The sequence below is a fragment of the Streptomyces sp. NPDC058697 genome (genome assembly GCF_042715345.1).
Taxonomy (GTDB): Bacteria; Actinomycetota; Actinomycetes; order Streptomycetales; family Streptomycetaceae; genus Streptomyces; species Streptomyces liliifuscus.
This window is the reverse complement of record NZ_JBHXSU010000007.1, coordinates 395223-421188: the sequence shown is the minus strand read 5'-3', so window position 1 is coordinate 421188 and position 25966 is coordinate 395223. Positions and strand designations below refer to the sequence as shown.

The following is a 25966-nucleotide window of genomic DNA, read 5'->3' as shown; positions in this document are numbered from 1 at the left end:
TGTCGGCAGCGCCCACCACCACCGGGGCTCTACTCAGGTCAGGGACGCAGCAGCGTCTTGATGGCGCGGCGTTCGGCCATGGCCTTGTAGCCTTCGGCGGCCTCGTCCAGCGGCAGGGTGAGGTCGAAGACCTTGCCCGGGTTGATACGGCCGCTGAAGACGCGGTCGATCAGGTCGGGAAGGTAGGCGCGCACGGGGGCGGGACCACCGCGCAAACCGACGTGCGAGAAGAAGAGCTGCCGGCCGTCGATCTGCGTGCCGTGGGGGAAGCCGACGAAGCCGACATTGCCACCCGGGCGGGCGGACTGCAGGCCCTGGTGCATCGACTCCTGCGTGCCGACACACTCGAGGACCGAGTCGGCACCGATACCGTTCGTCAGTTCCTTCACGCGAGCGACGCCTTCCTCGCCGCGCTCAGTGACGATGTCGGTGGCGCCGAACTCCACGGCCAGCTTCTGTCGGGACTCGTGCCGGCTCATGGCGATGATGCGCTCGGCGCCCAGTTCCCTGGCGGCGATGACGCCGGACAGGCCCACCGCGCCGTCACCGACGACCACGGCGGTCGAACCGGGCTTCACCTCGGCGGCCTTGGCGGCGTACCAGCCGGTGCCCATGACGTCGGACAGGGTCAGCAGGTCCGGGATCAGCTCGTCGGCCGGCTCCTCGGGGGTGGTGACCAGGGTGCCGTCGGCGAGGGGGATGCGGACGTACTCGGCCTGGGCGCCGTTCACCCACTGCGCGTGCTGGCAGGAGGTCTGGTAGCCGGCCTGGCAGATCGGGCAGGTGTTGTCCGAGGCGACGAAGGAGCCGATGACGAACTGGCCCGGCCTGACGCTCGACACGTCGCTGCCGACCTCCTCGACGATGCCGACGTACTCGTGGCCGATCGGCTGCGGCTCGGCGACCGGCAGGACACCCCGGTAACTCCACAGGTCGGAGCCGCACACGCAGGCGGCGACGGTGCGGACAATGGCGTCCGTCGGCGCCGTGATCTTCGGTTCCGGCGCGTTCTCCACTCGAATGTCTCCGGGCGCGTGAATGATGGTCGCTCGCATGATGCCTTCTCAGCTCTTGTTGTGTCTGTCGTGGCGTCAGGGGCGGGTACGGGTGCTGACGCGCGGGCCGTTGTAGTCGTCGGAGACGTGTTCGAGCCAGGTGGCGTCGTCTGTCTCCCACAGGGCGAGGTGGATCATGAACGGGCCGGGCGCAGCACCATGCCAGTGCTCCTCACCCGGGGATGTGTGTAGAGGGTCTGGCCCAGGGCGTAGGCGTCGCCGGTGAACCGATCGGCAGGAAGCTTCACGGTGGGAGGCTGCTTCAGCAGTTCCATGGTGTGTCATCCCTCTGGTGTGGCGGTGTGTGGGGAGAACCCGCGACGTGGGGTGCGGGCGGAGAGGCATCAGCCGGACTGGTCGGACTTCTCCACGAGCTCCTTGAGCTGGGTCATCGCCGTCATGGCGTTGGGCCATCCGGTGTAGAAGGCCAGATGGGTGATGGCCTCGATCAGCTCGTCCTTGGTGACGCCGTTCTCCAGCGCCTTGCCGAGGTGGAAGCCGAGCTGGTCGGTCCGGTACAGGGCGGCGAGAGCGGTGACAGTGACCAGGCTGCGGTCGCGCGGGGACAGACCCGGCCGCTCCCAGATGTCACCGAACAGGACGGTGTCGGTCACCTCCGCGAGCTTGGGGGCGAACTCCTGGATGGCCGGCGGCGCGAACTTCTTCCGTTCGGACATGGGGTGGTGCTCCTTGCGTGTTTTCGGGTGGGGGGATTCAGGCTGCGCGGCCTTTGGCCGGGGCTTGCTTCAGGTGCTCGCCGAAGAACGAGGTGAGCTTGGCGAGGGCGAGGGAGACGTACTCGTCCTTGTCGTACAGGTCGAAGTGGGATGCATCGTCGATCCAGAACAACTCCTTCGGTTTCCCGGCCCGTTCGACGGCGGTTCGGCTGAAGTAGCCCGTGGCGGTCTCGCTGCCCGCGATCATCAGCAGCGGGCGCGGAGCGAGGCTCTCGACGCCGGCGAAGGAGTCGTACTGGGCAATCTGTTCGACGCTGCGCGGCACCACCCGCGCGTTCCCGGACCATGCCTGTGCACCGTGCGCAGTGCGGTAGTACTCGGGCCCCTGCCGGAGCCGGCGCGGCGTCGTTTCGTCGACCACCTCGGGCACGATGTGCTCGAGGAGCGCCTGCTCGTCCAGTGGCTCCTCCGTGCGGAGTTGGCCGGCGCGGGCGACCAGTTCGCTCAAGAAGACTGAGGGGTCCCGACCGTCGCTGAGCCCGTCGCGCAGCAAGCTGCCGACGTCGGCGGCGCTGACAGTGCCGGTGGCCCTGATGTGCTGGTCACTCATGGCGGCGTACACCGCGTTGCCTCCGCCGGTGGAAATGCCCAGCGCACCGATGCGGTCAGGGTCGACGTCCTGCCGAGTGCTCAGGTAGGCGGCGTCGAAGGCGAGGACTGCGCAGCCGTGCTCGGCCAGCCGCTGAGCGTAGAGGCCGGCGGCCTGCTCCTTCGCCCCACCCCACGGATGGACGACCACGATCGCAGGCGTCGGGCTGTCGGCAGGGACAACTGGAGTGTGCAGGTGACCGGCCAGGGTCAGGCCATTGCTGAGGAGTGTGATATCCGTCCGCACTGTATCTATCTCACCTCCTCCACCTGCCGCATGGAAATCCGGAATATCGGTGTCATTCGGAAAGTAATTCTCTCCCAGAGGTTGGCCGTCCTGCTTGTTCGGGTGAATACTCTCCGCAGGCCGATTCTGGTCGCCGAACACGCCATCGACCCTGCCACCTTCACGAGTACCCGCAAAGGGGAGAATTCCATCCTGGGAATCACTTATCCAGGGGAGAAATCCTTACCCCCCTCCCGGAGACCGAACGGTGCGACACTGGCTGTCATGACCAGCGACGCGCATTTGAACGAGCTGGGATCATTCCTCAAGGCGCGGAGGGCCGAGTTGAGCCCGCGCACCATAGGCCTGCCCGACACCGGTGGCCGACGTGTGCCCGGCCTGCGCAGGGAGGAGGTCGCCCTGGCCCACGTCCTGTATCTGTCCGATCACCAGCGTGACCACCTGTTCGAGCTGGCTGCGAGTGGCGAGTTCGAACCGCGCCGCCGCCCGGCGCAGAAGGTCCACCCGCAGCTCAGGCGCATCCTGGACGAGCTGACAACGACCCCTGCACTCGTTCTGGGTCGGCACTTGGACGTCCTCGCCTGGAACCCTCTGGCAGCCACTCTGCTCACCGACTTCGACCGGATCCCGGCGAAGAAGCGCAACTACGCACGGCTGCTCTTCACCGACCCCGCTTTCCGGGAGCTGTACCTCGACTGGAGGACGAACGCCCGGACCTGCGTCGCCCACCTACGCCTGGAGGCCGCCAGATGACCGGCCTGCGGATGGGCACCAAGAGGCTGCGACACCTTCGCGACGGCCGAGCCGATCGCCCCGCCGAGAAGGTTGCCAAGGATTTCTCCCCTGCGGACGTACGCGGAAGAGAGCTCATGTGGAGGTGTCGGACGCTGTCGGCTTCTGGTCTGCGGCCCAGGAGGCCAGGAGGCGCAGACCGTCGTGGGACGGGGAACCGGGTTCGGCATTCCACACGATGATGTGCTGGTCGGGGTCCGTGCCGCAGGTGAGCGTGTTCCAGTCGAGCGTCAGCTCACCCACCACCGGGTGACGAAGCTTCTTGACGCCCTTGCCCCGCATCGCGACATCGTGTTCGGTCCACCACTGCCGGAACTGCGCGTCACGGGCGGAGAGCTCCTCGACCAGAGCGGTGAGGCGCGGTTCGCCGGGGTAGCGCGCACTCTCCATGCGCACCTGCGCGATGGCAAGGCGGGTGACCTCCTCCCAGTCGGCATACAGCGTGCGCATCCAGGGTTCGGTGAACAGCAACCGGAGGAACACGCGCTCAGGCTCCGGATAGCGCCCGAAATCGGTCCACAGAGCGGCCGCGAGCCGATTCCAGCCCAGGATGTCGGTACGCCGACCGATGACGAAGGCCGGCGAGGCGGCAAGATCGTCCAGCATGCGCTGCAACTGCGTATCCACCTGCTGACGATCACCCGACGCTGACGAGCGCACCGTCTGCTTCGCCGCCAGGTCGAAGAGGTAGGTGCGCTGATCGTCGTTCAGACGGAGCGCCTGGGCGATCTCGTCGAGCAGGGGAGCCGATGCCTGGAGCCGACCCTGCTCGATCCGCGTGTAGTACTCGGTGCTGATCGCGGCGAGAAGCGCCACTTCCTCACGGCGCAGACCGCTGACCCGCCGCCGTTGCCCTCCGCGCAGACCGACCTCGGAAGGGCTGAGTTCGCCACGGCGGGCCTTGAGGAACTCACCCAGCTCGTTCAGATGAGGGTTGCGGTTCATGATTCGCAGCCTCGCACAAAAGCCCGGCGCTGTAAGGGGGAGAGATCGCGCCTATGTTCGGCTTTACCTATATATGAACAGGGTCTCGGCTCCAACCTGCAAAGCAGCGGACGTACGAGGACTCGGCGGCCCGGAGTTGCCTACCGGGCCGCCGAGGGAGAGAACAGAACCGTCGTCAGCTCAGTGCATTGAGCACTTCCTGGGCCAGCGGTACTGCCGAGCCCGGGTTCTGGCCGGTGTACAGGGTGCGGTCGAACTCGACGTGCGTGGTGAACGGCTCGGCCTCGCGGTAGTCCGCGCCCAGTTCGTTGACGAGGCGGTCCTGCAACAGCCACTTCGCGCGGTCCGCGAGACCGTTCTGCTTCTCCTCGGCGTTGGAGAGACCGGTCATCCGGTAGCCGGAGAACGGGGACGTCCCGTCGGGTCCGATGGTGGCCAGCAGCGCCGCGGGGCCGTGGCACACCAGGGACACCACCTTGCCCGAAGCAAGCCACTCAGTGAGCAGCTTGCCGGAGGCGGCGTTGTCAGGCAGGTCCTCCATCGGACCCCAGCCGCCGGGGTAGAACACGGCCACGTAGTCGTCGATGCCCACGTCCTCGATGCGCATCGGGTTCGCCAGCTCGGTCGCCTCGCGCAGGGCGGTCCGCATGCGCTGCGCGCCTTCCTCGCCACCGTTGAAGTCCGCCGTGAGGCTGAGCGGGTCCGCCGTGGGCGGCACACCGCCGGGTGTCGCCGCCGCGATCTCGTATCCGGCCTCCTTGAAGACCTGGTACGGGCCGATTGCTTCCTCGGCCCAGAAGCCGGCCGGCTGCCGGGTTCCGTCGGCCAGCGTCCAGTGGTCGGACGCGGTGATCACGAAGAGGATCTTCGCCATGGGGGTCTCCTGGTACTGGATGGTGGTTCTCAGCCCTTGAGGGCTTCCTGGAGGACGTGGCTGTCGGCGGCCTGCCGCATGCTGACGGCCTTGCCGTCGCGGACGGTCCACAGGTGGATGAACCGGACGTCGGCCGTGTCGCCGGACTTCGTCTCGGCGTGGTAGTGCCCGGACACGAAGACATGGCCTTCGTCGTCGGCGTAGAACTCCTCGGGCACCGCGCCGAAGGAGACGATGTTCGGCATCGGGGTGCCGAAGAAGTCCTTCGCCACGCTGTCCCAGCCGTGGTACACGCCGCTGTTCGGGAAGCCCGGGGTGATGTCCCAGACGAGGTCCGGGGCCATGACCTCACTGGTGACCTCCGGCGCCATTCGGGATTCGTAGACCCGGCGGACGAGGGCGAGGTGCGGGGAGTCGGACATGGCTGCTCCTTGAGGGGGGTGGTGGATCGGAATGCGGGAAAGAGAGTCCTGTGATCAGGCCGCGAGGGCGGCTCGCCCAGCGCGGAAGATCGCGGCCTGGCGCGCGACGCGCGCGCCCAGGTACTCCGCGGTGGCGATGTCCGACTTGTGGACCGCTTCCGGTCCGGCATCGGTGGGGCTCTGGGCGCCGGCACCCATGAAGAAGCCCAGCCGGTTGATGTCATCCTCGCTGCCCTTGGTGGAGTCCCAGCCCGGCATCAGACCCAGGCTGATCCAGTGCATGCCGTGCTGGGCGGCCAAGGTGGCGAAATAGCCGAGAGTGGATGACTTGTCGCCGCTCTTGGCGCCGGAGTTGGTGAAGCCCGCGGCGAGCTTGTCCACCCAGGTGTGGGAGAACCAGCGCCTGCTGCTTGCCTCGGCGAACGCGTGGAAGGCCGCAGAAGCGGTACCCATGTAGGTGGCGGCACCGAAGATGATCCCGTCAGCAGCGTCCAGCTGCGCCCACTGGTCGTCCGTGATGGTGTCGACGGAGATCAGGACCGCCTCCGCGCCGGCTCCCGTCGCGCCATGCGCCACAGCTTCGGCGACAACGGCTGTGTGGCCGTAACCCGAATGAAAGGCTATGGCGATCGTGGTGCGGCTTGAATGGGACATGATCATCGGGCTCCTGGAAAGTCTTTATTCGGTACGACCGAGCATTGCATCGGAAGAGCGCGCTGTGAGGGGTAGGAATCTTTCCCCTGCCTACCGTTCCCCGGGTATGCGATTCCGGTCGGATCGCCGACCCTGCAGGCAGGCCCGTCCCGCGCCCGTGTACGCGCGGCACGCCACATTTGCAGTTCGCTGGCGCCGCTCGTCGAAGACCGGTTTCTGTGCATACTCGGCTGGCGCATTGCAGACCGTTAGAGGACGGCGAAGAACTCCACCATCTTGCAGATCGCCTGGTCCACGTACTCGGGCACGTCGTACATTGCGATATGAGTTGCGCCCTCGACGACGAACAACTCCTTCGGCCCCTTGGAAAGCTCGTAGGCCTGGTCGCTGAATACCTTTGTGTCCGCCCTGCTCCCTGCAATGAGGAGCATCGGCTGGGTCAGCAGTTCCGGAATCTGGTCGAATGCCGAGAAGGCGAACATCTTGTCCATGCTGGTCAGCAGGAACCGGCCCTTCGAATTGGGATGCTGACCTCGCGGCGTCCTGTAGTAGTCGTACCCTTCGCGCAGGAGGTCCGGCGTGTTTTCGTTGATCTCGTCCAGTGTTTCAGGGACGAACGGGGCGTAGAGAGGTTTCACTCCTCGCGCTTCCGCCGTGCGCTGCCTGGCGGCCATTTCCAGCGTTCCGATCTGCTCGGCCACCGGCGACAGATGTCCCAGAAACCCCCTGGAACCCTCGCCCATCGGAGCTGCGCTGACCGTTGCCACTGCCTTGAAGCGACGTTCGGTCTGGACCACGCTGATCGCGTAGCCACCGCCGGCACAAATGCCGAAGACCCCCATTCGCTCCGGGTCGACGAACGGAAGAGTGGTGAGGAAGTCGGCTGCACAGCGGGCGTCTTCCACTCGGGTCGGCGGGTCTTCCAGGAGGCGAGGTTCGCCGCCGCTGGCCCCCTGATAGGAGGAGTCATAGACGACGGTGACGAACCCGTGCTCAGCGAGCTTCTCGGCGTAGTGACCGATGGTCTGTTCCTTCACTCCCCCAGCCGGATGAATGCCGACGAGCGCCGGATACTTCTCGTCTTCGCTGAAGTTTTTCGGCAGATGAAGATGTCCCGCAATTTCCACTGCCTTGTTCCTGAACGAAACAGTTTCGACCATGGCGCCTGCCCCTTTATCGGCCTCTGCCCGCCATCAGGCGGCCCTCACGCCATCTTTCGCCGCAGTCGAGACTATGTCTACTTGCGAAGGGGGGAAGAAACTTTCCCCTGGATGCCACTCTCCGGGTAGGTAATTCCCTTCGGAAGACAGAAGTTGACCTCGCCGAGAATCGCGTGGCACCGGCATTTAATAGCTGCCGCACCCGGTCACACGCCCTTGGCACATCGGCGTCCTGCTGTCCCGAGGCTGTCCACCTCAGGCCACCGGACCCGACGGCTTCAGGGCCCCGCGCGACGCCACGCTCGCCGGAGCCGATCCCCTGGAAACTGCGCCCGTACGCCGCCGACCGCGACCAGGGCGCCTCGGGCCAGGGCGGCAGCATTGCTCCGATCGCCGCTCGCAAGTCGTCGTCCACGATTCGGTCGGCGGGGTGCTCAGTTTCGGTGATACCGCGGCACCACGCCACATCGAAATCGGCCTGGACATCGCCACCGCCGAGGGCCGCGCGAGCTGGCTGACCTTCCTGCGTTCGGTCATCGCCTGCGATCGAGGCCGACTTGCCCGGCGCCCGCCGACTGCGAGAGTGCACGGCTTCCATGAGCGTACGTGGCGGTCCTGCCGGTGGATGGCCGACGAGTCGTGGTGTGAGTGCACCTGCGGCGCCTGACCTGCCGGATGTTGGGCTGTCCGAGGACAGACACGTGGCCCAGCACTTCGTCGGCGACCGGTTTCCACCGCTCACGGGCCCGGCACTGGAGGACATCCCTCGCGGCGAGGGTGCCGTGGTACGAACGGGCGGCCGGCAGTGCGCCGTACACCGCGACGAGAACGGCTCGCTCCGCGCGATCTCGGCCCGCTGCACCCACCTGGGCTGCATCGTGTCCTTCAACCGCGCGGAGCAGGCATGGGAATGCCCGTGCCACGGATCACGCTTCGCCCCGGACGGACAGACCCTTCAGGGGTGCCGTACGGCCGTTGGAGAGGCGCGACATCTGAACGGCCCGGCGTTTCGAGGCACCGGCCGACGGGAACCCGGTGAGCATCCCATCGAGAACCTGTCCCTGACACACAGAGAGAAGTGAAGCGCCGTGACCGCGCACGCTGCCCAGCAGAAAGTCCTGAAGGTGGCCAGGACCGGTTGGTCGAAGGCACGTCACTGCCGCGGCAAGGGAGTACGTACGTGCGTCCCCGCCGTGGACAGCAGCGGCCCCCAGGTTACGGCGTACGCGGGCGCGGAGTGGAACGTCGTCCGCGGCGAAGACTGACCGGCGACTGGTCGTGGCGGTGCCGACAGCCGACAAAGCCCGACGACGACCCGCTCTTCGTCGTGAAGCCCCGCCATTACGTCTTCGACGAGACTCCCCTGTCGTATCTCCTGCAGCCACCGTGGATGCGGGAGATCACTCCGTGGTGGGAACGCCGAGCATGTTGGGGGTGTGGACGCACATGCCCGGACGGCAACGAGCAGAACCTGCAGCAGTTCGTGAACCAGTCCACCTGGGATCCAGTGCCGGTGCAGCGGCGCATCTGTGAACGGATGCTGCCGCTGGTCGCTCCCACGGCGTGGGTGATGGACGACGTGTCGGTGCCCAAGGACGGCCAGGTGTCGGTCACCGTGGCCCCCCAGTACTGCGGGGCCCTGGGCAAACGCGCCAACTGCCAGGTCGCCTTAAGCGTTCACGCGGCGAGTGACACCACCTCGTGCCCGCTGCAATGGCGGCTGTTCCTCCCCGAGGAATGGGCCTCGGGGAGGAACAGCCGGGCCAGGAAACCAGGATTCCGACTGAGGTCATCCACCGGGAGAAGTGGCGCCTGGCCCTCGACATGCTCGACACCCTCGCCGAACGGGGCATGAAGGCGCCGACCGTGGTGGCCGACGCCGCCTACGGCACCAACGCCCATCTGCGGGCCGCCCTGCAGGAGCGTCGGCTCCCCTACGTGCTGGCCAACCGGGCCGATGTGACGGCATATCCGTTCGACACCAAGCCTGAGGCCCCGGCCCGCAAGGACACGGTCGGCTGCCGGGCCCCAGCCCCGCTGCCGCCACCGAGCGCCCTCCGTGGCGGCCCTCGCCGCGGGACTCGAGCGAACGGATTTCACCCCGCTCACCTGGCGGCAGGGCTCGCGCGGAGAGTTACGTTCCCGCTTCGCCGCCGTACGTGTCCGGCCGGCCGGTAAATCCGTCGAGCGCCCGATCAGAGCCGCGGCCTCGGCGGAACAGGGCTGGTGTGACGGAGTCCTGCCCGACTGCTGGCTGCTGGCTGCTGGCTGCTGGCTGCTGGCTGCTGACCGAATGGCCCGACAACGCCGAGGCACCCACCGAGTACTGGCTGTCCAACCTGCCCGCCGACACTCCGATCGCCAACCTGGTGCGTCTGGCCAAGGTCCTCTGGCGCATCGAGCACGACTACCGCGAACTCAAGCACGGACTGGGACTTGACCACTTCGAAGGCCGTTCCTGGCCGGGCCGGCACCACCACATCACCCTCGTGACCGCCGCCCCCGCCTTCCTCACCGAACAGCGCCGGGCCCCAAAAGCGCCCGGACCGGTCTCACCCTCTACCAAGTCCTCGACACCCTCCAGAACACAGTGAGGTGCTGGACCGGCATCTGCACCGCCAGCCAACAGCCCTTGCCGAGCAGGCTTTCGAGATCGAGACAGACCTAACGGAGTCCTACTAGAGCACTGCGCCTCCCTCAATGATTCACGGTGCCGCATCACCTTTGACGGGTGGAGTACCCCCTACCCCTCGCCCTCGCCGCACCGTCTGGGCCCGCCGCGCAACGTCGACGCGAGCTGGGAGCCGCGCTGACCCCAGCAGGCCCAAGCATGCGAACACGCCGTCCAGGCCCTGCTGCGCCGCGACAGCTGCTGAGACGCCACACGGGTCGGCGGCAACAGGGACCTCGGCGCCGACGTGACGGCCAGCGACCCCTACGGCACCTACGGGCTCGACGGCGTCAGTGAGGAGGAGACCCTGCTAGAGATCACCCACCGCACCTCTTGGCTTCCACGCCATGGCCGACCAGTGGCTCGGTGGATCCCGGGCCCTGTTCGCCTGGTGCCATCGCGTGTGCGGCCTCTGAGCCGCGGCCGGGCCCGCGTACATGCTGCGCCGGAACCGCGACCGGGGGTTGACCCACCGCAACCGACATGGCCGAAAATGTGTCTCCCATCGCGTGGCCCGAAGCTTCTGAGGTCCAGGGAAAGCTCCGGGACCACGACAGCCCTGAGGGGACGCGGATGAACACATGGGCAGTTCCTGGCTACACCGAATCGCTGGAGCTGGGCTCCGGGGCCAGCGGCCGGGTCGTGCTGGCCGTGCACGAAGGGACCGGCATCGCGGTAGCGGTGAAGTACCTCAGCGAGTCGCTGCGCACCCGCCCGGGATTCGTCCACGACTTCCGCGCGGAGGCGCGACTGCTCGCCGGCCTGAACAGCCCGTATGTCACCGGGTTGTACGAGTACGTCGAGAGCCCCGACGGCGCCGCCATCGTGATGGAACTGGTGGACGGTGTGTCCCTCCGCTCCCTGCTGACCAGGCAGAGTCCGCTGGACCCCGAAGCCGCACTCGTGATCCTCAAGGGCTCCCTGCTCGGCCTGGCCGACGCGCACCGGCTCGGGGTGGTCCACCGCGACTACAAGCCGGAGAACGTCCTCGTCACGCCCGACGGCGCGTCGAAGCTCGTCGACTTCGGCATCGCGGTGACCACGGGTGACAGCGCGGGAGTGGCCGGAACACCCTTCTACATGGCCCCGGAGCAGTGGACCGGTGCGCCCGCCTCACCCGCGGGCGACGTGTACGCGGCGACAGCCACATTCTTCGAGTGCCTCACCGGCCACAAGCCGTACCCGGCCGACAACCTCGCCGAACTCGCGCTGCGGCACGTCGACTCGCCCGTCCCGGCCGAGGAGGTTCCCGAGGCGGTACGGTCGCTGGTCCGCCGCGGCCTGGCCAAGTCGCCCGAGGAACGGCCCTCGCACGCCGAGGCATTCGTCGCGGAGCTGGAGGCGGCGGCGGTCGCCGGTTACGGCCCCGAGTGGGAGGAACGTGGCCGCGGCAGGCTCGCCGCCCTCGCGGCGCTGCTGTTGCTGCTGCGCCCCTCGGCCCGCCCCGGCCCGGAGACCACCACGGACACCGCCCGCACCGTCCTGCGCCCGGGAGCCGGCGGGGATCGTGGGTGGGCCCGCATGTGGCGGCCCACCCGCCCGGGCATGCTCGTGGCGGCCGTGGCCGCGCTTCTGGTGATCGTCCTGGCGTACGGCGTGCCACGGAACGACAGCCAGGCCGCCGACAAGGCGGCCGAAGCGATTGCCACGACCAGTGCACAGCCCGGAGTGGAGTCGGGGCCCACCTCGCCAACCTCGTCGGCCAGCCCTGCCGACCCTGCCGATCCTGCCGAGTCCTCGGCATCCGCAGGACCGCCCGTCCCCTCCCCGTCCGGTTCGCAGAGCCCGGCCTCCGACGCCCCCTCGGCGACGGCCTCTGCCTCGGCCCCCACGGAAGAGACCACGCAGCCCGGCGAAGCGACGGCCACGCCCACCCCGACGGCCGCGTCCCCCACCGCGCCCGCCGCGCCCGCGGTCAAGGACGTCGCCGTGTCCGGCTTCCGCCAGACGGGCCCCACCACGGGTACGACCACCGTCTCCGTCACCACGGACGGCACCGGGCCGATCTCCGTGACCGTGTCCTGGTACACGGGCGACACCAGTGGGCAGCTCGGCACGCCGGACGGAACGCCCCAGACCTTCGACCGCAGCGGCGCCACGCAGTACACGTTCACTGTCGACCACACGTTCCAGGGCAAGGGCTGCTACTGGGCCGTACAGGCCACGACAACTCCTGCGTCCGCCGACGGCGGCGCCACCCAGCAGCTCCTGACGAGGCGGTGTGACATCCGTTGACTCCGACCAACGACCACACCACCCCGCCCGCCAGCGGCCCCTGGCCCACCCCACCCGACGACACCGCCGACGCCGACCACACCGCCGACGCCGAGTACAGCGCCACCGTGCTGGGGAGCCACTGGTTCCAGAGACCCGAGCCGGACGCCACGTCGGTCGAGGACCGGACCGCCGTGGCACCGGCCACGCCGGAGACACGGCCCGACCGTGTCGAGGGAACAGTCCTGCGCTTCGGCCCCGGTGTGACCGCGGCTCTCTCGTACCGTTCAAACACCCCTCTGTCAGCCGCCGCGCCGATGCCCACCCGGGGTCCGCGAGGAGGCCTGCGCCGCCACACCCTGCCGACGCTGGTGCTGCTCCTGCTCATCGCGTTCCTCGCCTGGCAGCGTTCCGGCAGCGAATTCACCGCGGACCGGGTGACCGTGACGACCCGCCAAACGACAGTGGAATGCGACAGCACCGCGGACATCGTCGGAGTGATCACCACGAACGGCCGACCGGGCACCCTGTCCTACCGCTGGGTCCGCAGCGACGGAACCACCTCGGCCGTCCTGCGTGAGGTGATGCCCGAGGGCCGGAAGCAGGCACGGGTACATCTGCTGTGGACGTTCCGGGGCGAAGGCCGCTACCGAGCCCAAGCCGAGTTGCACGTCCTCTCCCCCAACCGCCACACAGCCACAATGCGCTTCGCGTACGACTGCTCCTGACGGCGCCCCCGCCGCACCAGCTTGCCCTGGTCGCTCTGGTCGCTCTGGTCGCTCTGGTCGCTCTGGTCACTGCTACCGGCCTACCGGGGCGTTCCGGGCAGTCGACCCCGTCGGTCAGGCCGAAGGGCCGGGGTCGGGGGCCGGGTCGGCGGCGGGTGGGTGTTCGGTTCGGTCGGGCCACACCCCCACGTGGTCCGGTTCCTCGGTCAGGCGGACGCGGCCGCTCAGGCCGTAGCGTTCCACGTAGTCCCGGGGCAGTTGGAGGCGGCCCGCGCGGTCAAGGACGGTGTACTCCTCCGCGCCCCCACCACCGGGCCCGCGCAGGGTCTCCGTGGAGGTGCGGCCGTCGCGGATGCGGACCGTGCGGCGGACCTGCCCGGAGACCAGCGGGTCGTGGGTGACGACCAGGACGGTGGCGCCCAGTTCCTCGTTGGCGCGGCGCAGCGCGGCGAACACCTCCTCGGCGCTGGCGGTGTCCAACTCGCCGGTCGGCTCATCGGCGAGCAACACCCGCGGGGTGTTGGCAGTGGCGACCGCGACGGCCACGCGCTGCTGTTCACCGCCGGACAGCTCGGTCGGCCGCCGGTCGCGGCAGTAGGCGACGCCGAGGACGTCGAGGAGTTCGGCGGCACGCGCGGCACGCTGACGGCGCGGCACACGTACGTACTTCATGGGCAGGGCCACGTTCTCCAGGGCGGTCAGATAGGGCAGCAGGTTGCGCCCGGTCTGCTGCCATACGAAGCCGACCGTGCGGCGGCGGTAGCCGAGCCGCTCGCGGCGCCCCAGCGCGAGCAGGTCGTGCCCGGCGACCCGGGCGCGGCCCGCGGTGGGCAGGTCGAGTCCGGAGAGGATGGACAGCAGGGTCGACTTGCCGGATCCGGACGCGCCGACGAGCGCCGTGCACTCACCCTCCTCGACCACCAGGTCCAGACCCTGGAGAGCCTGGACCTCGACCTCGTCGGTGCGGTAGACGCGGACCAGGTTGTCGCAGACGACGAGCCCGTCATCGGTGTGCGGACGCTGGGCTTCGCGGGCTTTCTCTTCCAGGTGGCGCAGGTCGCCGGCGTGAGGGTCAGTCACCGTTCCTCCCCAGTCGCAGGACCGCGCCGAGCCCGCGGCGCCGTCCGATCCAGGTCTCCACACCTACCGCCAGCGCCACCAGCACGCCCAAGCCTGCGCCCAGAGCAGCGGTGAGCAGCAGGTCGGGGTGCGGAGTGGGGGCGGCGGGTCCGCCCGTGAACTCCCGCAGGTCCAGGGCGGGGCCCAGCAGTGCCGGCAGCGTCAGGCCCAGGGCGGTGCCGCCCGCCACCGCGGCCAGAACCATCGGCAGCAGCTGCAGCAGGTGCAGCCCGGCAGTGGCCCGGCCGCCCAGGCCCAGGGTGCGCAGGTAGGCGGTGGTGCGGCCGCGTGCCTCGGCGGACAGCAGGAGTTCCAGGACCAGCGCCAGCAGGGCCAGCAGCACCGCGAGCGCGGTGCACGTGGTGTGTGCGGCCCGCAGGACGCCGATCATGCCGTCGGCCTCGGCGTCCGCCTGTTCCTCGGAGCGGATACGCAGTTCACCCACGCCCGTGTCGTTGGTGGCACGCGGCACCAGGGACCGCAAGCTCTGGACGTCCAGGCGCGGGCCGTACAGCAGCAGTGCGGATCCCTCGAAGTCGCTTGCCCCGATGGCCGTCAGGTCCCTGTTGTCGGCCAGCAGCAGCCGCTCCCTGGGCGGTGTCGTGCCGCGGACCGGGCCGAGCGCAGCGTCCTGGAGTACGTCGTCGGGGACGGGGCCGGCGACGTACAGGCGCAGTGTTCTGCCGTGCGAGGTGAGGGTGAGCCGGTCGCCGGCGCGGGCCCCGGTGGCCAGCACCCGGATGTCCGTGCCAGGCTGCCGCGGGCCGGTGAGCCCGGCGGCCTCCAGTGCGCGTGCCGCGGGCGAGCCGGGCGCTGCCGCCCGCAGGCGTACGCCGTCGATGCCGACCAGGCTCGCGATGCCGTACCGGCTGCCGCTGGTCGCGCTCGTCGGGTCCACGCGCAGCTGCCGGACACGGACGGTCTCGCTCACCCCTCGCACCTGGGCCAGCCGCTCGGCGATGGCCGGACTGCGGTGTGCGCCGAGGTAGGAGGCGTCCGCGCCGACCTGCCATGCGGCGGCGTCACGGCGCCCGTCAGCCAGTGTTCCGGCCACCAGGCCGCCGAACACCGCGCCGGCCAAGGTCACCACCAGGACCAGCAGGGCAAGGGCCCTGGCAGGTGCTTCTTTCGCGGCCCGGGACAGCGCGATCAGGGCCACGACGCCGCGCCGCCGGGCCGAGAAGCGCGCCAGGATCCGTACCGGCAGCGGGTAACAGCGCACCAGCACGGCGACGGTGGCCAGTCCCAGCAGCGCGGGCACCGCGGCCAGCAGCGGGTCCGGCCCCCCGGCGTCGGTGGCCGTGCCCCGGCTCCGCAGCGCGATGACACCGGCCGCGGCCAAGAGCAGGACCACCGCCTCGACGGTGAGGCGGCGGCCCGCCGCGAAGGGGACGGTCCCGTGGCCGGTACCCGCGCTGCGGTCGCGCAGGGCGTACCAGGTCAGGGCAGGGAGCAGCAGCCAGATGAGTGCGGCGACCAGCAGGGCGTGCCGGTAGGCGGGCGCGGGGCCCGGGAGTGAGCGGGCGGCGGCGATGCCCGCCGCGAGCCCGAGCAGCAGGGCCGGCGCCGTGTGGAGTGCCCTCGCCAGCGCCAGACCTGTCGCGGAGGCGCCGCGGGCCCGCTGCAGCCGATGCGCGTCCAGACTGCGGCGCACGGCGAGCAGCGCGGTCACCGCGGTCGCGAGCAGCCCGACGACCAGCAGGGAGGCCAGCGCGAAGGAGATCACGACGCGGCCCTGGCGCCACTGCCGGCCGAAGTCGGTGAGCACATCGGGAAGGTGCGTGCTGTCTTGCAGAGTGGAGGCGGGGTGCGGGCCGATCTCGCAGTACGTGCCGCCGTAGTCGGCGATGTCCCCGCAGAACACGGACCGCGCGTCGTCCGGGTAGCGCACGAGCAGCCGCTGCAGTTCGCCCTCGCCCCGCTCCCCGGCGAACCGTGCCGCGGTCCGCGCATCGAGGTCCAGTCGCATCCCCCAGGTGACCGTGAGGGCCGCTCCGGACTGTGCCTGCAGGGCGGTGACGGTTCGGGGCGCGACCAGCGCGCGGGCCTCCCAGTCCAGTCCGGCGGCGGTACGTGGCGGAAACCGCGACGGGCGTGCCAGCAACGGCAGTTCACGCCACAGCCGGTCCCCGCCCGCCGCACCGGCGCTCTTCGCCTCGCCGCCCTTGGTGCCGACACTCTTGGCATCGTCGCTCTTGGCGTCGCCGCTCTTGGCGTCGGTGTCGTCCGCCGTGAAGAACCCGACGACCACGGCGGTGGCCTGGACCTTGTCCAACGCGCCGGGGCTGAGCGGGAGTTTCTGCCCAAGCCGCAGTTTCAGCGCATCGCGAGTCCGGGTGGAGACCGCGACCTCGACACCCGCACGACCCTCACTGCTCCGGGCGGGCGGCCGCCCCTCCACGTAGGCCCCGCGGCTCGGCGCGTCGGAGGCATACACCAGACCCAGCCCCACCTTCCCCGCCCTCGTCACGGTGTCCAGGGTCGGCAGCTCCACCCGCGTCGAGTCGTGCACGAGGCCGCCGTTCAGGGCGTCGGGAGCCGCGTTGGCGATCACCTCGGTTACCGGCAGCAGGTCCTCGGCCAGGTCACTCGCCCAGGCATCGGCGTCAGCGCTGTCCGCCGGCTCGAACCGCGCGCTGAACAGGATGCCGGGCTCCACTTGTTGCTCCTGCTCCAGCCGCGAGGTCAATGCCCGCCCGGCCAGCCGGTCCAGGAGCCCCGGCCCCGCGGCGGCAACAGCGGTGAGCAGCGCCACCAGCACGGCCAGGCAGACCAACAACGGCACATCGGCGCGCACCTGGCGCAGAGCGACCCAGGGCAGCGGCCGTACCGGGCGCCTCGCCTTCACCGGTCCTCCCCCGCACGCAGCACCCGCGCCAGATCGACCCGCCCCAAGAAGCGGGCGGCGACCGTCACGACCGCGCAGATCACCAGGGTCGTCGCGCCCGCCGTGAGGGCCACGCGGGCCCAGGGCACGTCGGTGAGCAGCCCCGGGTAGACCGGTCTTCCGGTGTCATCGACCGTCACCACCGGCATCACCAGCGCGGCCAGCACGGTACCCAGCAGCGTGCCGAGCACGGCCGCCACCGCGGCCAGCACCAGCTGCTCCGTCCACAGATACGCCGCCAACTGACCGCGCCGCACACCCAACGCCCGCAGCAGCGCGAACTCCCGTGTCCTGGCCCGCACCGACAGCGCCGTATGCAGAGTGAAACCGACGACCGCGAACGCCGGCGCCAGGACCAGACACAGGGTCAGTGCCCCGCGTGCCCCCTGCCGCAGCGGATCGGCGGCCAGTCGGGCCCGCATCTGCGGCACGTCGACGGCCGTACCCAGGCGGGGATCGGCACGTACAGCCTTCAGCGCGGCCGTCGCGTCCCCGTTCTCGGCGGCCACCCACCAGGCGGACTCGGCGGCGGGCAGGGTTCCGCCGAGCACGAACTGGGCGGCCAATGCCCGGGAATCGGCCAGCAGCCGCGGCCGGTCACGGTCCGCGCCCGGCACCGCATCGATCTTCCCTACGATCCTGATGCGGGCGGTGCCGCCACCGGCGCGCTGCACCGTGACCGTGTCTCCCACCCGGGCCACACCGGAGGACAGCAGCATGCGGTCGGCCAGCGCCGGCACAGGAGGACGCCCCTTGGCCCGGTCGGTGCCCAGCCGCACGCTCCAGGTCGGGTACTTGAGTGAGGTGTCCGGTCCGCGCAGCACCGCGTCCAGGAGCGTGCCGGACTCCGGCCGATCCGAACACAGCACCGGCCCTGGAGCAGTGCCCGGCAGCCGGCGCGCCTTGGCACCGGGGCAGCCGGCGATCTTCCGGTCCGGGGCATCGGTACGCAGATCGTGCCAGGCAGCAGGCCGGGTCAGGCCGGGTACGCGGTCGACGGAGAGTTGATAGGTACGCCGTACCCTCTCGCCGGTCATGCTCACACCGAGCTGGACGATCCGTGCGCCTTCGCCGGCGACCGGGACCTTCAGACGTACGGTACGGGCCGTGCCGCCGGTGTCCGTCAGGACGGCCTCGCTCGCTCGGGTGAGACCGTCGGCGTCCACGAAGTGCACGGTGAGCGTGAGCGGTACCGGAGTGCCGGGCCCGTCGGCGGACAACCGCACACGCAACGGGAGTTCACCCGCCGCACCACTCAACGGCAGCCCGTGGACGGGAATGTTCCGGCCCAGCGGAGCGACCAGCTCGGACACCGGCCGCTCGCTCAGGTCGGGACGCAGAGCGGGAGCGGGACCGCGTGCGGTGTTGATACCGGTGACGGTGACCCAGCTCTGGCCGAGGTAGCCGTTCGCCTCCACCACCGGAGTCACCGCCCCGGCGCCCGGCAGCGCGCCGTACGCGGCGCGCCGCTCGGCCGTCGCGAGCCGCTCGCCGGGGACGATCCGCAGGTCGGCGCCGACCCTGAACACCGCCTGATCGTGGTCGCCGCGGTCCAGGATGGCCAGCGCGGTACTGCTGAGCGCGGCAACGGCCAGGGCCAGTGTCACCAGCAGCGCCGGACCGGCATGCCGCGCAGCACGCCGCGCGATCTGCCAGCCGCCCAGCGGCAGCACCAGTCCGGTACCACGCCGCGCGAGGGGATCGGCGATCCGCGCGGCCAGCGGCAGCGCCCGCAGCACCAGCAACGCCGCCGCACACGTCATCGCCACCGGCGCAAGCACCAGCACCGGGTCGACTCCCCCGCCGGTGACCGGCGACCGGTACTGCCGCAGCTGCAGCCAGCCCAGCACCGCGACAGCGGCCAGCGCCACATCCGCACCCAGCCGCTGTACCCCCGCGAACCGTCCCAGACGCAGCCGGAGCCTGCGCACCGCCTGCCGGTCCCGCACCGTCCGTACGGTCGGCAACAGCAACGCCGTACCGTGCACCACGACAGCCAGCAGCGCAGCCACCCAGCCCGCCGCCAACGTCGCGGTCGTCGGCACATCGCCGGGAATCAGACCGGCCCCGTCCAGAAGACGCAGCAGCGGACCGGCAAGGAACGGCGCGGCCACTCCCGCCGGCACCGCAACCACCGCCCACTGCAGCGCCGTCACCACAGCCAGCCGCAACGTTCCTGCACCCCGCGCGGCCAGCAACGCAAGCTCGGCACGACGATGCTCGGCGAGCTGACGCGCAGTGAGCACGAGAGCGGCAGCAGCCAAGGCAGCAAGCAGCGTCGCCGGAATGTAGAGGCCTGCGCGCGCCACCGCGATCGGGGTCGTCAGGTCATCGAGCGCGTTGTCGAGCGTGGACCTGACCTCGAGCTCCGCCGCCGACCCGGCCGGGAGCGGAGCACCGCGGAACACGGACAGCGAAACGTCACTGCCGCCGAACGCGTCGGCACGCCGCTGCAACGGCCCGATATCACCGAGCCCGAGACCGCCGGTGTCCGGCACACCCAGCCACAACGCATCGGCGTCCCCAGCCAGATCCGGCACAGCCGCCAGTGCCTCACGCGACACCAGCGCCATCGAATCGGGCGATCTGAAGGTGGGACTCAGGCTCGCCCATACGGCCGGGCTGCGGCCGCCCACCCGGTACAGCCCGGCCACCCGCATCCGCACCTGCCGCCCGCTGTCGAGCTGCACCCGCAGCTCATCCCCGGGCCGCACCGCGAGCTCCGCGGCAAACACCTCACTCACCGCGGTCTCGACCGTCCCGCCACCGGCCGCACCTGCCCGCGGCCAGCGCCCCGCCACCAACTCGGCATGCCGCTGCGGCTCCTGGAGGGCCACGAGAGTGACGACGGCGTCGTCCCGCCGACGGCCGTCCGCCTCGGTCACACTCAGTGCGGCGGACCGACTGGCCGGGACCCGCAACGCGGACCACGTGTGATGCGGTACGCCCCCGAAGGCACGGCCGACGGCAGCGCGTACCAGACCGTCAACTTCTCCCGCACCGCGCGGCCGGTACGCTCCGGAGACCTCGACCACCGCGGCCGGGTCACGGGCCAGCCGCCGCTGTATCCCGCCCTCGACGGCCTTCTCGGTGAGCGCCGCGAGCGCGGCCAGAACAGTCGCAGCGAGCAGCACCGCAAGGCCCGCGGCGCCCAGCACCAGGCCATGGTGCGCGGTTCCACGCACTGCCGCAGGCGCACGTCTCCCGCTCAACTCGCCGGTCTCCCCCCGTACGGCCAGCCACAGTATGGGTCCGTGAGTCCGAGACCCGCAATCGTCCGAATCGGCCCCGCCGATCGCCCCACGGCAGCGGCAACTTAGGGCGTGGCTGATATGCGATGCCGTCGACGATCAGCACGGTGCTCCTCCGGAACGTCTTGCGAGGCTGCGGGGGGTCGGGTCGAGTCCCTCTCGCCGCGACGCGGTCACGAGCGGGGAGCACACCAACGGCGAAGCCGCGCGCGTCATGCCCGCTGTGCAGACGGCGCACAGCGACCTGACCTCGTGCAAGACGGAGCTGCTGGTACTTACAGTGCGAGTGCCGACGATCAGGGTGCAGGCCAGCACAGGGTGATGGTGAAGCCGGGATGCCGGGTCGGACACAGGCACCGGGTGTCAGCAGCAGGGCAGCCGTGGATACCTAGACGCGTAGGAGGGCATCTGGTCGCTGGTCAAGGGCGGCATCGGTAACCTGGTCGCCGCCGACCTCGGCCAGGTCACCCGCCCCGAGCCGTGAGCCCAAGCTCAAGATGCTCCAGTACCGGCCGGAGGTCATCGACGGCTACCTGGCGGGCCCGGGCCTGCCCCTGTCGGCGTGAGCGTCAGAAGAAGCCGAAGAAGCGAGCCCACCAGGTGGGCCGCTGGACATGCGAGGGCAGTCGACTCGGCCCGTCGTAGTCGTTCTCCAGCAGTTCCTCGGCAACGGCTACGTAGCCGCCCATCTTGCCGAGCCAGCCACAGACGGAGCCGCTCGGGGTACCACCGCTCGCCGTCCCCGACATCTCCTGACATCTGTCAGGAGCGGTGCGGTCGGCCCCCTTCTAGCCTTGCGGGGCGCAGGCACACCCCCTGTCAATCCAGCCGCGAGGAGCGCCATGTCGCTGTGCACCCGTACGGCCGCCACGCTGAGCATGGCCGCTTTGAACTGAACCAGCACGCCGACTACGGCGGCGCCATCACCGATGTGTACGGGGGCTAGGGCCCCTGCGAGGGGTCCGGTCGTGTACCGGGCGCCGGCCCACGGGGGGCTGCTACTCCACCGTCGCCCTGCCCTCGCTCCCTCCCTCGTCGTGGCCGAGTACGCATCGCATCGTTTTCGAGGGCGCCAGTAGCGGCCCAGGCGTGCGCAGCAGTCCCGTTCACACCCAAATCCAACGCGAGAGGACGTCATGCGCAAGGCCGTGATCAGCCTGCTCCTTGTGTCGGCCGTCATCACCGGCTGCGGCAGTGCCCAGCACACTCCGCAGAGCACGGCGTCTCCGTCGGCCGGAGGAGCCCGGCAACTGACCGACGCCGAGCAGTTGCGGATCTCGGATGCACAACAACAGCTGATCGGCACGTGCATGAGACGACAGGGTTTCGAGTTCTGGGAGGCCGAGCGGCCCAGCCTGGAGGAAAGCCGCACGCTCGGCTACGTGTTGGACGACGTCGGCTGGGCCCGCAAGCACGGATACGGCAGCCGCATCGACGCCAAGGACGCGGCCGCCCGGGCTTCCAACCCCAACCTCGCCTACCGCAAGAGACTTTCCGAGCAGCGACGCCATGCCTACGACGAGGCCCTGGACGAAGGGATCGACGCGCCGGTGATCGCCGTCGAGATCCCCGGCGGCGGAACCCTGCGCAAGCGGATGGGTGGCTGCGTGGCCAAGTCGGAGAAGAAGCTGTACGGGGATCTCCGGGCCTGGTTCCGTGCCGAGAAGACTGCCGGGCATCTCCGATCGCTCTACGTTCCCAAGGTGCTGGCCGACCAGCGCTTCTCAGCGGCACAGAATGCCTGGTCGCGGTGTATGAAACGGGCGGGGTACAGCTACAAGGACCCGGGCGCGTCCCGCCAAGCAGCGATCGCGCAGGCGCCCCTGGCTGCCGAGCCCAAGGCCTTCGAGGCCGAGCGGAAGCTCGCCGTGGCCGACGCCACCTGCGCCCGAAACACCGATCTTCGTCCCATCGGTGAGGAGCGCGAGAGCCACTACGTCGCCCAGTTGCGCGACCGGTACGGCGAAGCCCTCGACACGTACACCCGGTTGCAGCACCAGGCGCTCGACCGCGCCAAGAAGGTCGTCGGCCCACGGGCCTGACTGCCCATCATCTCCATGGCTCATCCGTGGAGAAACCCACATGCCTCATCCCAGAGGCGGACACCAAGGAGTACGCCATGCGCAGACCAGGTACAACCCTCGCCGTCATCGCCCTGAGCTGCCTCGGACTTGCGGCACCGAGCACCTCTGCCGCGGCGGCGACGCAGGAGTACCGCTGTCAGCAGGAATGGCCGGGCCGTGACGGCAACGTGAGGGCGTGGACGGACTACGGCTGCGACGGGAACCTCCTCGGTGTGACACCGGGAGACGACCGCTTCTGGGGCGACGAGAGCGGCGCGTTCCAGACGATCGCCTACAAGGAGGCGTCCTCTGTGATGAACAGCGGGTTCGTCGGAGGCAAGGACGTCGTCGCCTTCTATTACGACAAGGACTACCAGTATCAGAACGGCTACGTCTGCCTCGCTCCGGGAGAGCTGTGGGCCGACAACCTCACGGACAACTACTTCTACAACAGGCCGGGGCAGGTCGTGAACGACCGCATCGGGTCTCACCGCTGGGTCACCGCCGCCGGATGCGCGGCAGGCAGCTGGCTCACCTGACCGGAAGGGTTCCTGGAGCCCTAGAGCCGGTCCGAGGGTCGGATGACGGACGCGTCGGCAGGTCGTCCCGTCAGATATGAGACGGGGCGATCTGCGTGACACCGCGCCGTGGCAACGAGATACGACAAGAGAGCGTACGTCTTTAACGGCACGGTCAGGTCACCCTCGCGGCGATCCGGCTCTGGCTCTGGCTCCGCTGATGGTCCGCTCAATGGTTCTTGAGGACACGTGGGGGCTGACCCCAAGCAGCAGTCGTGCCGGTTTCACGGCCCGTAGATCAATCGCCACTGCTGATTGGGCAGTCCCTGATTGTCATTGGTCACAACCGGAGACTCGTTCGCCCCACCCCATCCACGGTCGGGTTCGAGGGCGCGGCCAAAGAGGTTGCGGATCGGGGCGGGGTCGGCGCTGTGGGCGGCGTCCACGTACCAGAGTTGATCCACGTTGGTGAACGATCTGTCGCAGTCGCTCAGCCACGTCGCCCAGCCACTGGGCCCTTGGGCATAGCCGGCCAGGCAGCGGCCGTCCCTGCGAGTGACCATGTGGTAGCGGCCGCGGCCGTCGGCGATCAGGTCCCAGAGCTGGTACGGCTCGCTGGTGCAGTTCCACACCCGCATCCGGTCGTCGCCTGCCGGCATGCCCATGCAGCGGCCCGTGCCCTGGTTCCGTACCTGGAAGGGACCGACCGCAGCGCGTGGCGAGGGATCGGCGGCCTGCCCAACGGCACCCGAACTCGGTGCGACGGATGCCAGTGCGGCGAGCAGCCCGGCAAGAACCACTGCCCGCCGCGTACGCGATAGCGTCAAGATTCCTCCTGTTCCAAATGGGGTGATCAGGACACCACGATTCCCCAACGTGAACGTGAGAGAACAGGGTTGAGCGGACAAACCCCTCGAACGAGTACCGTCCTCGCTCCAGTAGCGGTCTCGACCTCAGGTAGCAGCCCCCATTTACCCTGCTGCGGCCCGGTGCCGCACGCCATGGCCGAGGTACTGTTTCGACTGAAGTCGACGGTGGCCCACGGCTGGACAGTGAGCCGTCGCATGTTCAGGTCCCTCCTCGTGTTGGTAGCGGTCACGACGGCTTCGGCCGGATGGTGGGACTTCTCCGGTCGAGACCGGGCGGCTCGCTCCATTCGCCGGATGGTTACGACCTCGATGTCCCTGACACGTCGGACCGCACGCTGTTGCCGCTCTTCTGCTGACGTTCCGCACGCTGCTGGACGAGTTCCTCGACGGCGCTGGGCAAGGTCGTCTCGAAGTCGATCAGTTTCGCCCACGTCGGCGTCATCACGATGCGGACCATGCCGTCGTAGAGCGAGCGGACCTCGGCCTCCCACTCGACCCGTTGCTCGGCCGTCATCTTGTAGGAGCCGTTCATCTCGAGGTACTCCTCGGGAATGCCGTCGACCTCGTCGAGTTCAACAGTGCCACGGACGAGCAGGATCTTGGGTGGGTGCACCTCGGTGTCGATCGTGATGGCCACGGCCGGGTTCTGCCGGAGCGAGGCCAGCTTCGGGGCGTTCTTCGACGTGCACATCACGGCCTCCTTGCCATTCCAGGCGAAGGCGATCGGGATGTTCCGCGGTGTCCCGTCCTTGGCCACGTAGGCCAGGCGGCAGAGGTCACGAGCCAGCAGCTCCTGGCTCAGCGGGCGATTGAGGATCTCGGTGATCTGGTCGTTCGTCATGGCGTGCCTCCTGAGGGCCGTGCGACCACGGTGGTCGCTTCTGCCCCTGGGACGGAGTCACCACGCCGTTCTCGACATCCTCGCCGAACTTTCCTCGCGACTCGACGGACACGTGTCCGTCGAGTCGTATGAACGGTGCCGTGAGCCGCCCAGAGCGCCCGGCCGTCCTCGTCCGAGTTGTCAGCGTCGAAACGGCCTAGAGGTAGTGCCGTGCCCCGGCGGTTCCGTCGCGAACTCAACGGGACGGCGTGACCGGAGACCGCATGCCGAGCCACTGCTCGGCGCCCCAGGCCTCGAACCGCTCCACCTCGGCAAACCCCAGCTTCGCCGCGAGACGCATCGAGCCGACGTTGGCAGTCTGGGTGGTGAGCACCACCGGCTCGCCAGGAAGCGTGTCGGCGAGCCAGCCGAGTGCCGCCGCGCACGCCTCGGCGGCGTACCCGAATCCCCACACCCGTGGCAGGAACAGGTAGCCGAGATCGACCTTCCCCACGGCGGCCGGACGACGGTGCCCCGTTGCCCTCCTCAGCAGAATCTGGCCGATCATCGACCCGTCGAGATCAACGACGAAACTCCCAGGCCACCGCTCGGGCACCTCAGGCATCTCGCGCTCAAGCTCGTCACACGGCCGGGGACCACCGAGGTAGGTGTGCACCTCCGACGAGGTCAGCAGCTCGATGAACGCCGCACGGTCCCGCGATTCGGACCCACGGAGCACAAGCCTCTCAGTCCTGACCGGCTCAGGCGGCCAAACCGCGAGTCCCAGATCCTCCATCCGCGGCACGCTAACAGACGGTCAAACCAACCGAGCGGGAATCACTTGGCTCCCCGGCCTGCGACGCTCAGGGCGAGGAGAGCTGGGACGGCGTTCGGCGCAGATGCCGGCCACGGACCGGGGGGTGGCGGTGGGTGCTGGACCGGGTTCGGCTACCTCGGTGAAGACCGCTGAGACCGCCGAGACCGCCTACGCTGTCACCGGTCTGCGCGCCGAGCAGGCCACCGCGGAGAGGATCGCGGCCCGGGCACGCGCGCACCGGGTCATCGAGAACACCGTCCACCGGACCAAGGACGTCACCTTCGGCGAGGGCGCCAGTCGGTTGCGCCACCACAGCCCGGTCGTCGTGAGCGGCTCGCGCGGTCCGGCCCGTGCTGCCCTCCGCCGGGCCGGTGGGTCGGCATCGCCGGCGGATGACGTGCCTACGCTCAGTCCGAAGCGGTCCCCGCCCTCCGGGGAACCCGGTGATCACATCGGACACCCACACTTCGGCGCCCTGAGGATCCCCCGGGTGCTGTAGCGCTTCCCGCGGATAGGGTGGACGGTGATCGACAGG

General features: G+C 69.5%; 22 protein-coding genes and 3 pseudogenes. 9 read left to right on the top strand and 16 right to left on the bottom strand.

The genetic code is table 11. The features are described from left to right. Positions 1–38: 38 nt before the first annotated feature. The 4 genes from ACFWXQ_RS20155 to ACFWXQ_RS20140 form a co-directional block, all read right to left on the bottom strand. Positions 39–1055 carry a zinc-dependent alcohol dehydrogenase family protein gene (locus tag ACFWXQ_RS20155; protein WP_386268740.1) on the bottom strand — a complete coding sequence of 339 codons (1017 nt, stop codon included), beginning with the start codon at positions 1053–1055 and terminating at the stop codon, positions 39–41. 134 nt (positions 1056–1189) lie between these two features. Then, on the bottom strand, positions 1190–1330 hold the full coding sequence (locus ACFWXQ_RS20150; RefSeq protein WP_383948115.1) for a hypothetical protein: 141 nt from the start codon (positions 1328–1330) through the stop codon (positions 1190–1192). Between the two features lie 69 nt (positions 1331–1399). Beyond that, the gene (locus ACFWXQ_RS20145; RefSeq protein WP_383948118.1) at positions 1400–1732 is read right to left on the bottom strand and encodes a carboxymuconolactone decarboxylase family protein; all 333 of its coding nucleotides are present in this window, start codon (positions 1730–1732) and stop codon (positions 1400–1402) included. Positions 1733–1769: 37 nt separating this feature from the next. Further along, positions 1770–2768 (bottom strand): alpha/beta hydrolase, encoded by a 999-nt coding sequence (locus ACFWXQ_RS20140; protein WP_383948121.1) that lies wholly within the window; start codon positions 2766–2768, stop codon positions 1770–1772. A gap of 123 nt (positions 2769–2891) precedes the next feature. Here ACFWXQ_RS20140 and ACFWXQ_RS20135 point away from each other — a divergent pair. After that, positions 2892–3377 (top strand): annotated as a pseudogene (locus ACFWXQ_RS20135) (transcriptional regulator); the annotation flags it as partial. Between the two features lie 117 nt (positions 3378–3494). Here ACFWXQ_RS20135 and ACFWXQ_RS20130 read toward each other — a convergent pair. The 5 genes from ACFWXQ_RS20130 to ACFWXQ_RS20110 form a co-directional block, all read right to left on the bottom strand. Then, the gene (locus ACFWXQ_RS20130; RefSeq protein WP_383948124.1) at positions 3495–4364 is read right to left on the bottom strand and encodes a helix-turn-helix domain-containing protein; all 870 of its coding nucleotides are present in this window, start codon (positions 4362–4364) and stop codon (positions 3495–3497) included. Positions 4365–4539: 175 nt separating this feature from the next. Next, a complete protein-coding gene (locus ACFWXQ_RS20125; protein WP_383948127.1) occupies positions 4540–5238 on the bottom strand; it encodes a type 1 glutamine amidotransferase domain-containing protein in 699 nt (232 codons plus the stop codon). Between the two features lie 29 nt (positions 5239–5267). Then, positions 5268–5660, bottom strand: a complete 393-nt coding sequence (locus tag ACFWXQ_RS20120; protein WP_383948129.1) for a nuclear transport factor 2 family protein — start codon at positions 5658–5660, stop codon at positions 5268–5270. A gap of 54 nt (positions 5661–5714) precedes the next feature. Continuing rightward, positions 5715–6320, bottom strand: coding sequence for a flavodoxin family protein (locus ACFWXQ_RS20115; protein WP_383948132.1), 606 nt, complete (start codon positions 6318–6320; stop codon positions 5715–5717). A gap of 242 nt (positions 6321–6562) precedes the next feature. Then, positions 6563–7474: an alpha/beta hydrolase gene (locus ACFWXQ_RS20110; RefSeq protein WP_383948135.1), complete on the bottom strand. Its 912-nt coding sequence runs from the start codon at positions 7472–7474 to the stop codon at positions 6563–6565. Positions 7475–8157: 683 nt separating this feature from the next. On the opposite strand from ACFWXQ_RS20110, the pseudogene ACFWXQ_RS20105 reads away from it, so the two are divergent. The 5 genes and pseudogenes from ACFWXQ_RS20105 to ACFWXQ_RS20085 form a co-directional block, all read left to right on the top strand. After that, positions 8158–8470 (top strand): annotated as a pseudogene (locus ACFWXQ_RS20105) (Rieske 2Fe-2S domain-containing protein); the annotation flags it as partial. 92 nt (positions 8471–8562) lie between these two features. Then, positions 8563–8739 carry a hypothetical protein gene (locus tag ACFWXQ_RS20100; protein ID WP_383948138.1) on the top strand — a complete coding sequence of 59 codons (177 nt, stop codon included), beginning with the start codon at positions 8563–8565 and terminating at the stop codon, positions 8737–8739. A 185-nt stretch (positions 8740–8924) separates the two neighbouring features. After that, positions 8925–10068, top strand: a pseudogene (locus tag ACFWXQ_RS20095) (IS701 family transposase); the annotation flags it as partial. Between the two features lie 650 nt (positions 10069–10718). Then, positions 10719–12380 carry a serine/threonine-protein kinase gene (locus ACFWXQ_RS20090; protein WP_383954328.1) on the top strand — a complete coding sequence of 554 codons (1662 nt, stop codon included), beginning with the start codon at positions 10719–10721 and terminating at the stop codon, positions 12378–12380. Next, positions 12377–13087: a hypothetical protein gene (locus ACFWXQ_RS20085; RefSeq protein ID WP_383954330.1), complete on the top strand. Its 711-nt coding sequence runs from the start codon at positions 12377–12379 to the stop codon at positions 13085–13087. The genes ACFWXQ_RS20090 and ACFWXQ_RS20085 overlap by 4 nt, the downstream gene beginning before the upstream one ends. Positions 13088–13201: 114 nt before the next feature. Here the strand turns inward: ACFWXQ_RS20085 and ACFWXQ_RS20080 are convergent, their stop codons facing one another. The 4 genes from ACFWXQ_RS20080 to ACFWXQ_RS20065 all read right to left on the bottom strand — a co-directional run bounded on the left by ACFWXQ_RS20080 (position 13202) and on the right by ACFWXQ_RS20065 (position 21093). Beyond that, a complete protein-coding gene (locus ACFWXQ_RS20080) occupies positions 13202–14167 on the bottom strand; it encodes an ABC transporter ATP-binding protein (RefSeq protein ID WP_383954332.1) in 966 nt (321 codons plus the stop codon). Beyond that, on the bottom strand, positions 14160–17054 hold the full coding sequence (locus tag ACFWXQ_RS20075; RefSeq protein WP_383954334.1) for a hypothetical protein: 2895 nt from the start codon (positions 17052–17054) through the stop codon (positions 14160–14162). Before ACFWXQ_RS20075 ends, ACFWXQ_RS20080 begins: the two co-directional genes overlap by 8 nt. Beyond that, the gene (locus tag ACFWXQ_RS20070) at positions 17051–20251 is read right to left on the bottom strand and encodes an FtsX-like permease family protein (protein ID WP_386268733.1); all 3201 of its coding nucleotides are present in this window, start codon (positions 20249–20251) and stop codon (positions 17051–17053) included. The genes ACFWXQ_RS20075 and ACFWXQ_RS20070 overlap by 4 nt, the downstream gene beginning before the upstream one ends. A 662-nt stretch (positions 20252–20913) precedes the next feature. Then, positions 20914–21093 (bottom strand): hypothetical protein, encoded by a 180-nt coding sequence (locus ACFWXQ_RS20065; protein WP_383954879.1) that lies wholly within the window; start codon positions 21091–21093, stop codon positions 20914–20916. A gap of 387 nt (positions 21094–21480) precedes the next feature. Between ACFWXQ_RS20065 and ACFWXQ_RS20060 the strand changes: the two genes are divergently transcribed. Together ACFWXQ_RS20060 and ACFWXQ_RS20055 are read left to right on the top strand one after the other, a co-directional pair. Beyond that, complete coding sequence (locus ACFWXQ_RS20060) at positions 21481–22386, top strand: hypothetical protein (RefSeq protein ID WP_383954881.1); 906 nt, start codon at positions 21481–21483, stop codon at positions 22384–22386. 77 nt (positions 22387–22463) lie between these two features. After that, complete coding sequence (locus ACFWXQ_RS20055) at positions 22464–22946, top strand: hypothetical protein (protein WP_383954883.1); 483 nt, start codon at positions 22464–22466, stop codon at positions 22944–22946. A gap of 263 nt (positions 22947–23209) precedes the next feature. On the opposite strand, the gene ACFWXQ_RS20050 is transcribed toward ACFWXQ_RS20055, so the two are convergent. The 3 genes from ACFWXQ_RS20050 to ACFWXQ_RS20040 all read right to left on the bottom strand — a co-directional run bounded on the left by ACFWXQ_RS20050 (position 23210) and on the right by ACFWXQ_RS20040 (position 25410). Continuing rightward, entirely contained in the window at positions 23210–23752 is a 543-nt protein-coding gene (locus ACFWXQ_RS20050; RefSeq protein ID WP_383954885.1) for an RICIN domain-containing protein, read from the bottom strand. Between the two features lie 340 nt (positions 23753–24092). Continuing rightward, positions 24093–24635 (bottom strand): pyridoxamine 5'-phosphate oxidase family protein, encoded by a 543-nt coding sequence (locus tag ACFWXQ_RS20045; protein ID WP_383954887.1) that lies wholly within the window; start codon positions 24633–24635, stop codon positions 24093–24095. A 235-nt stretch (positions 24636–24870) separates the two neighbouring features. Continuing rightward, positions 24871–25410, bottom strand: coding sequence for a GNAT family N-acetyltransferase (locus ACFWXQ_RS20040; protein WP_383954889.1), 540 nt, complete (start codon positions 25408–25410; stop codon positions 24871–24873). A 160-nt stretch (positions 25411–25570) separates the two neighbouring features. Between ACFWXQ_RS20040 and ACFWXQ_RS20035 the strand changes: the two genes are divergently transcribed. Further along, positions 25571–25930 carry a hypothetical protein gene (locus ACFWXQ_RS20035; RefSeq protein ID WP_383954891.1) on the top strand — a complete coding sequence of 120 codons (360 nt, stop codon included), beginning with the start codon at positions 25571–25573 and terminating at the stop codon, positions 25928–25930. Positions 25931–25966: the final 36 nt, after the last annotated feature.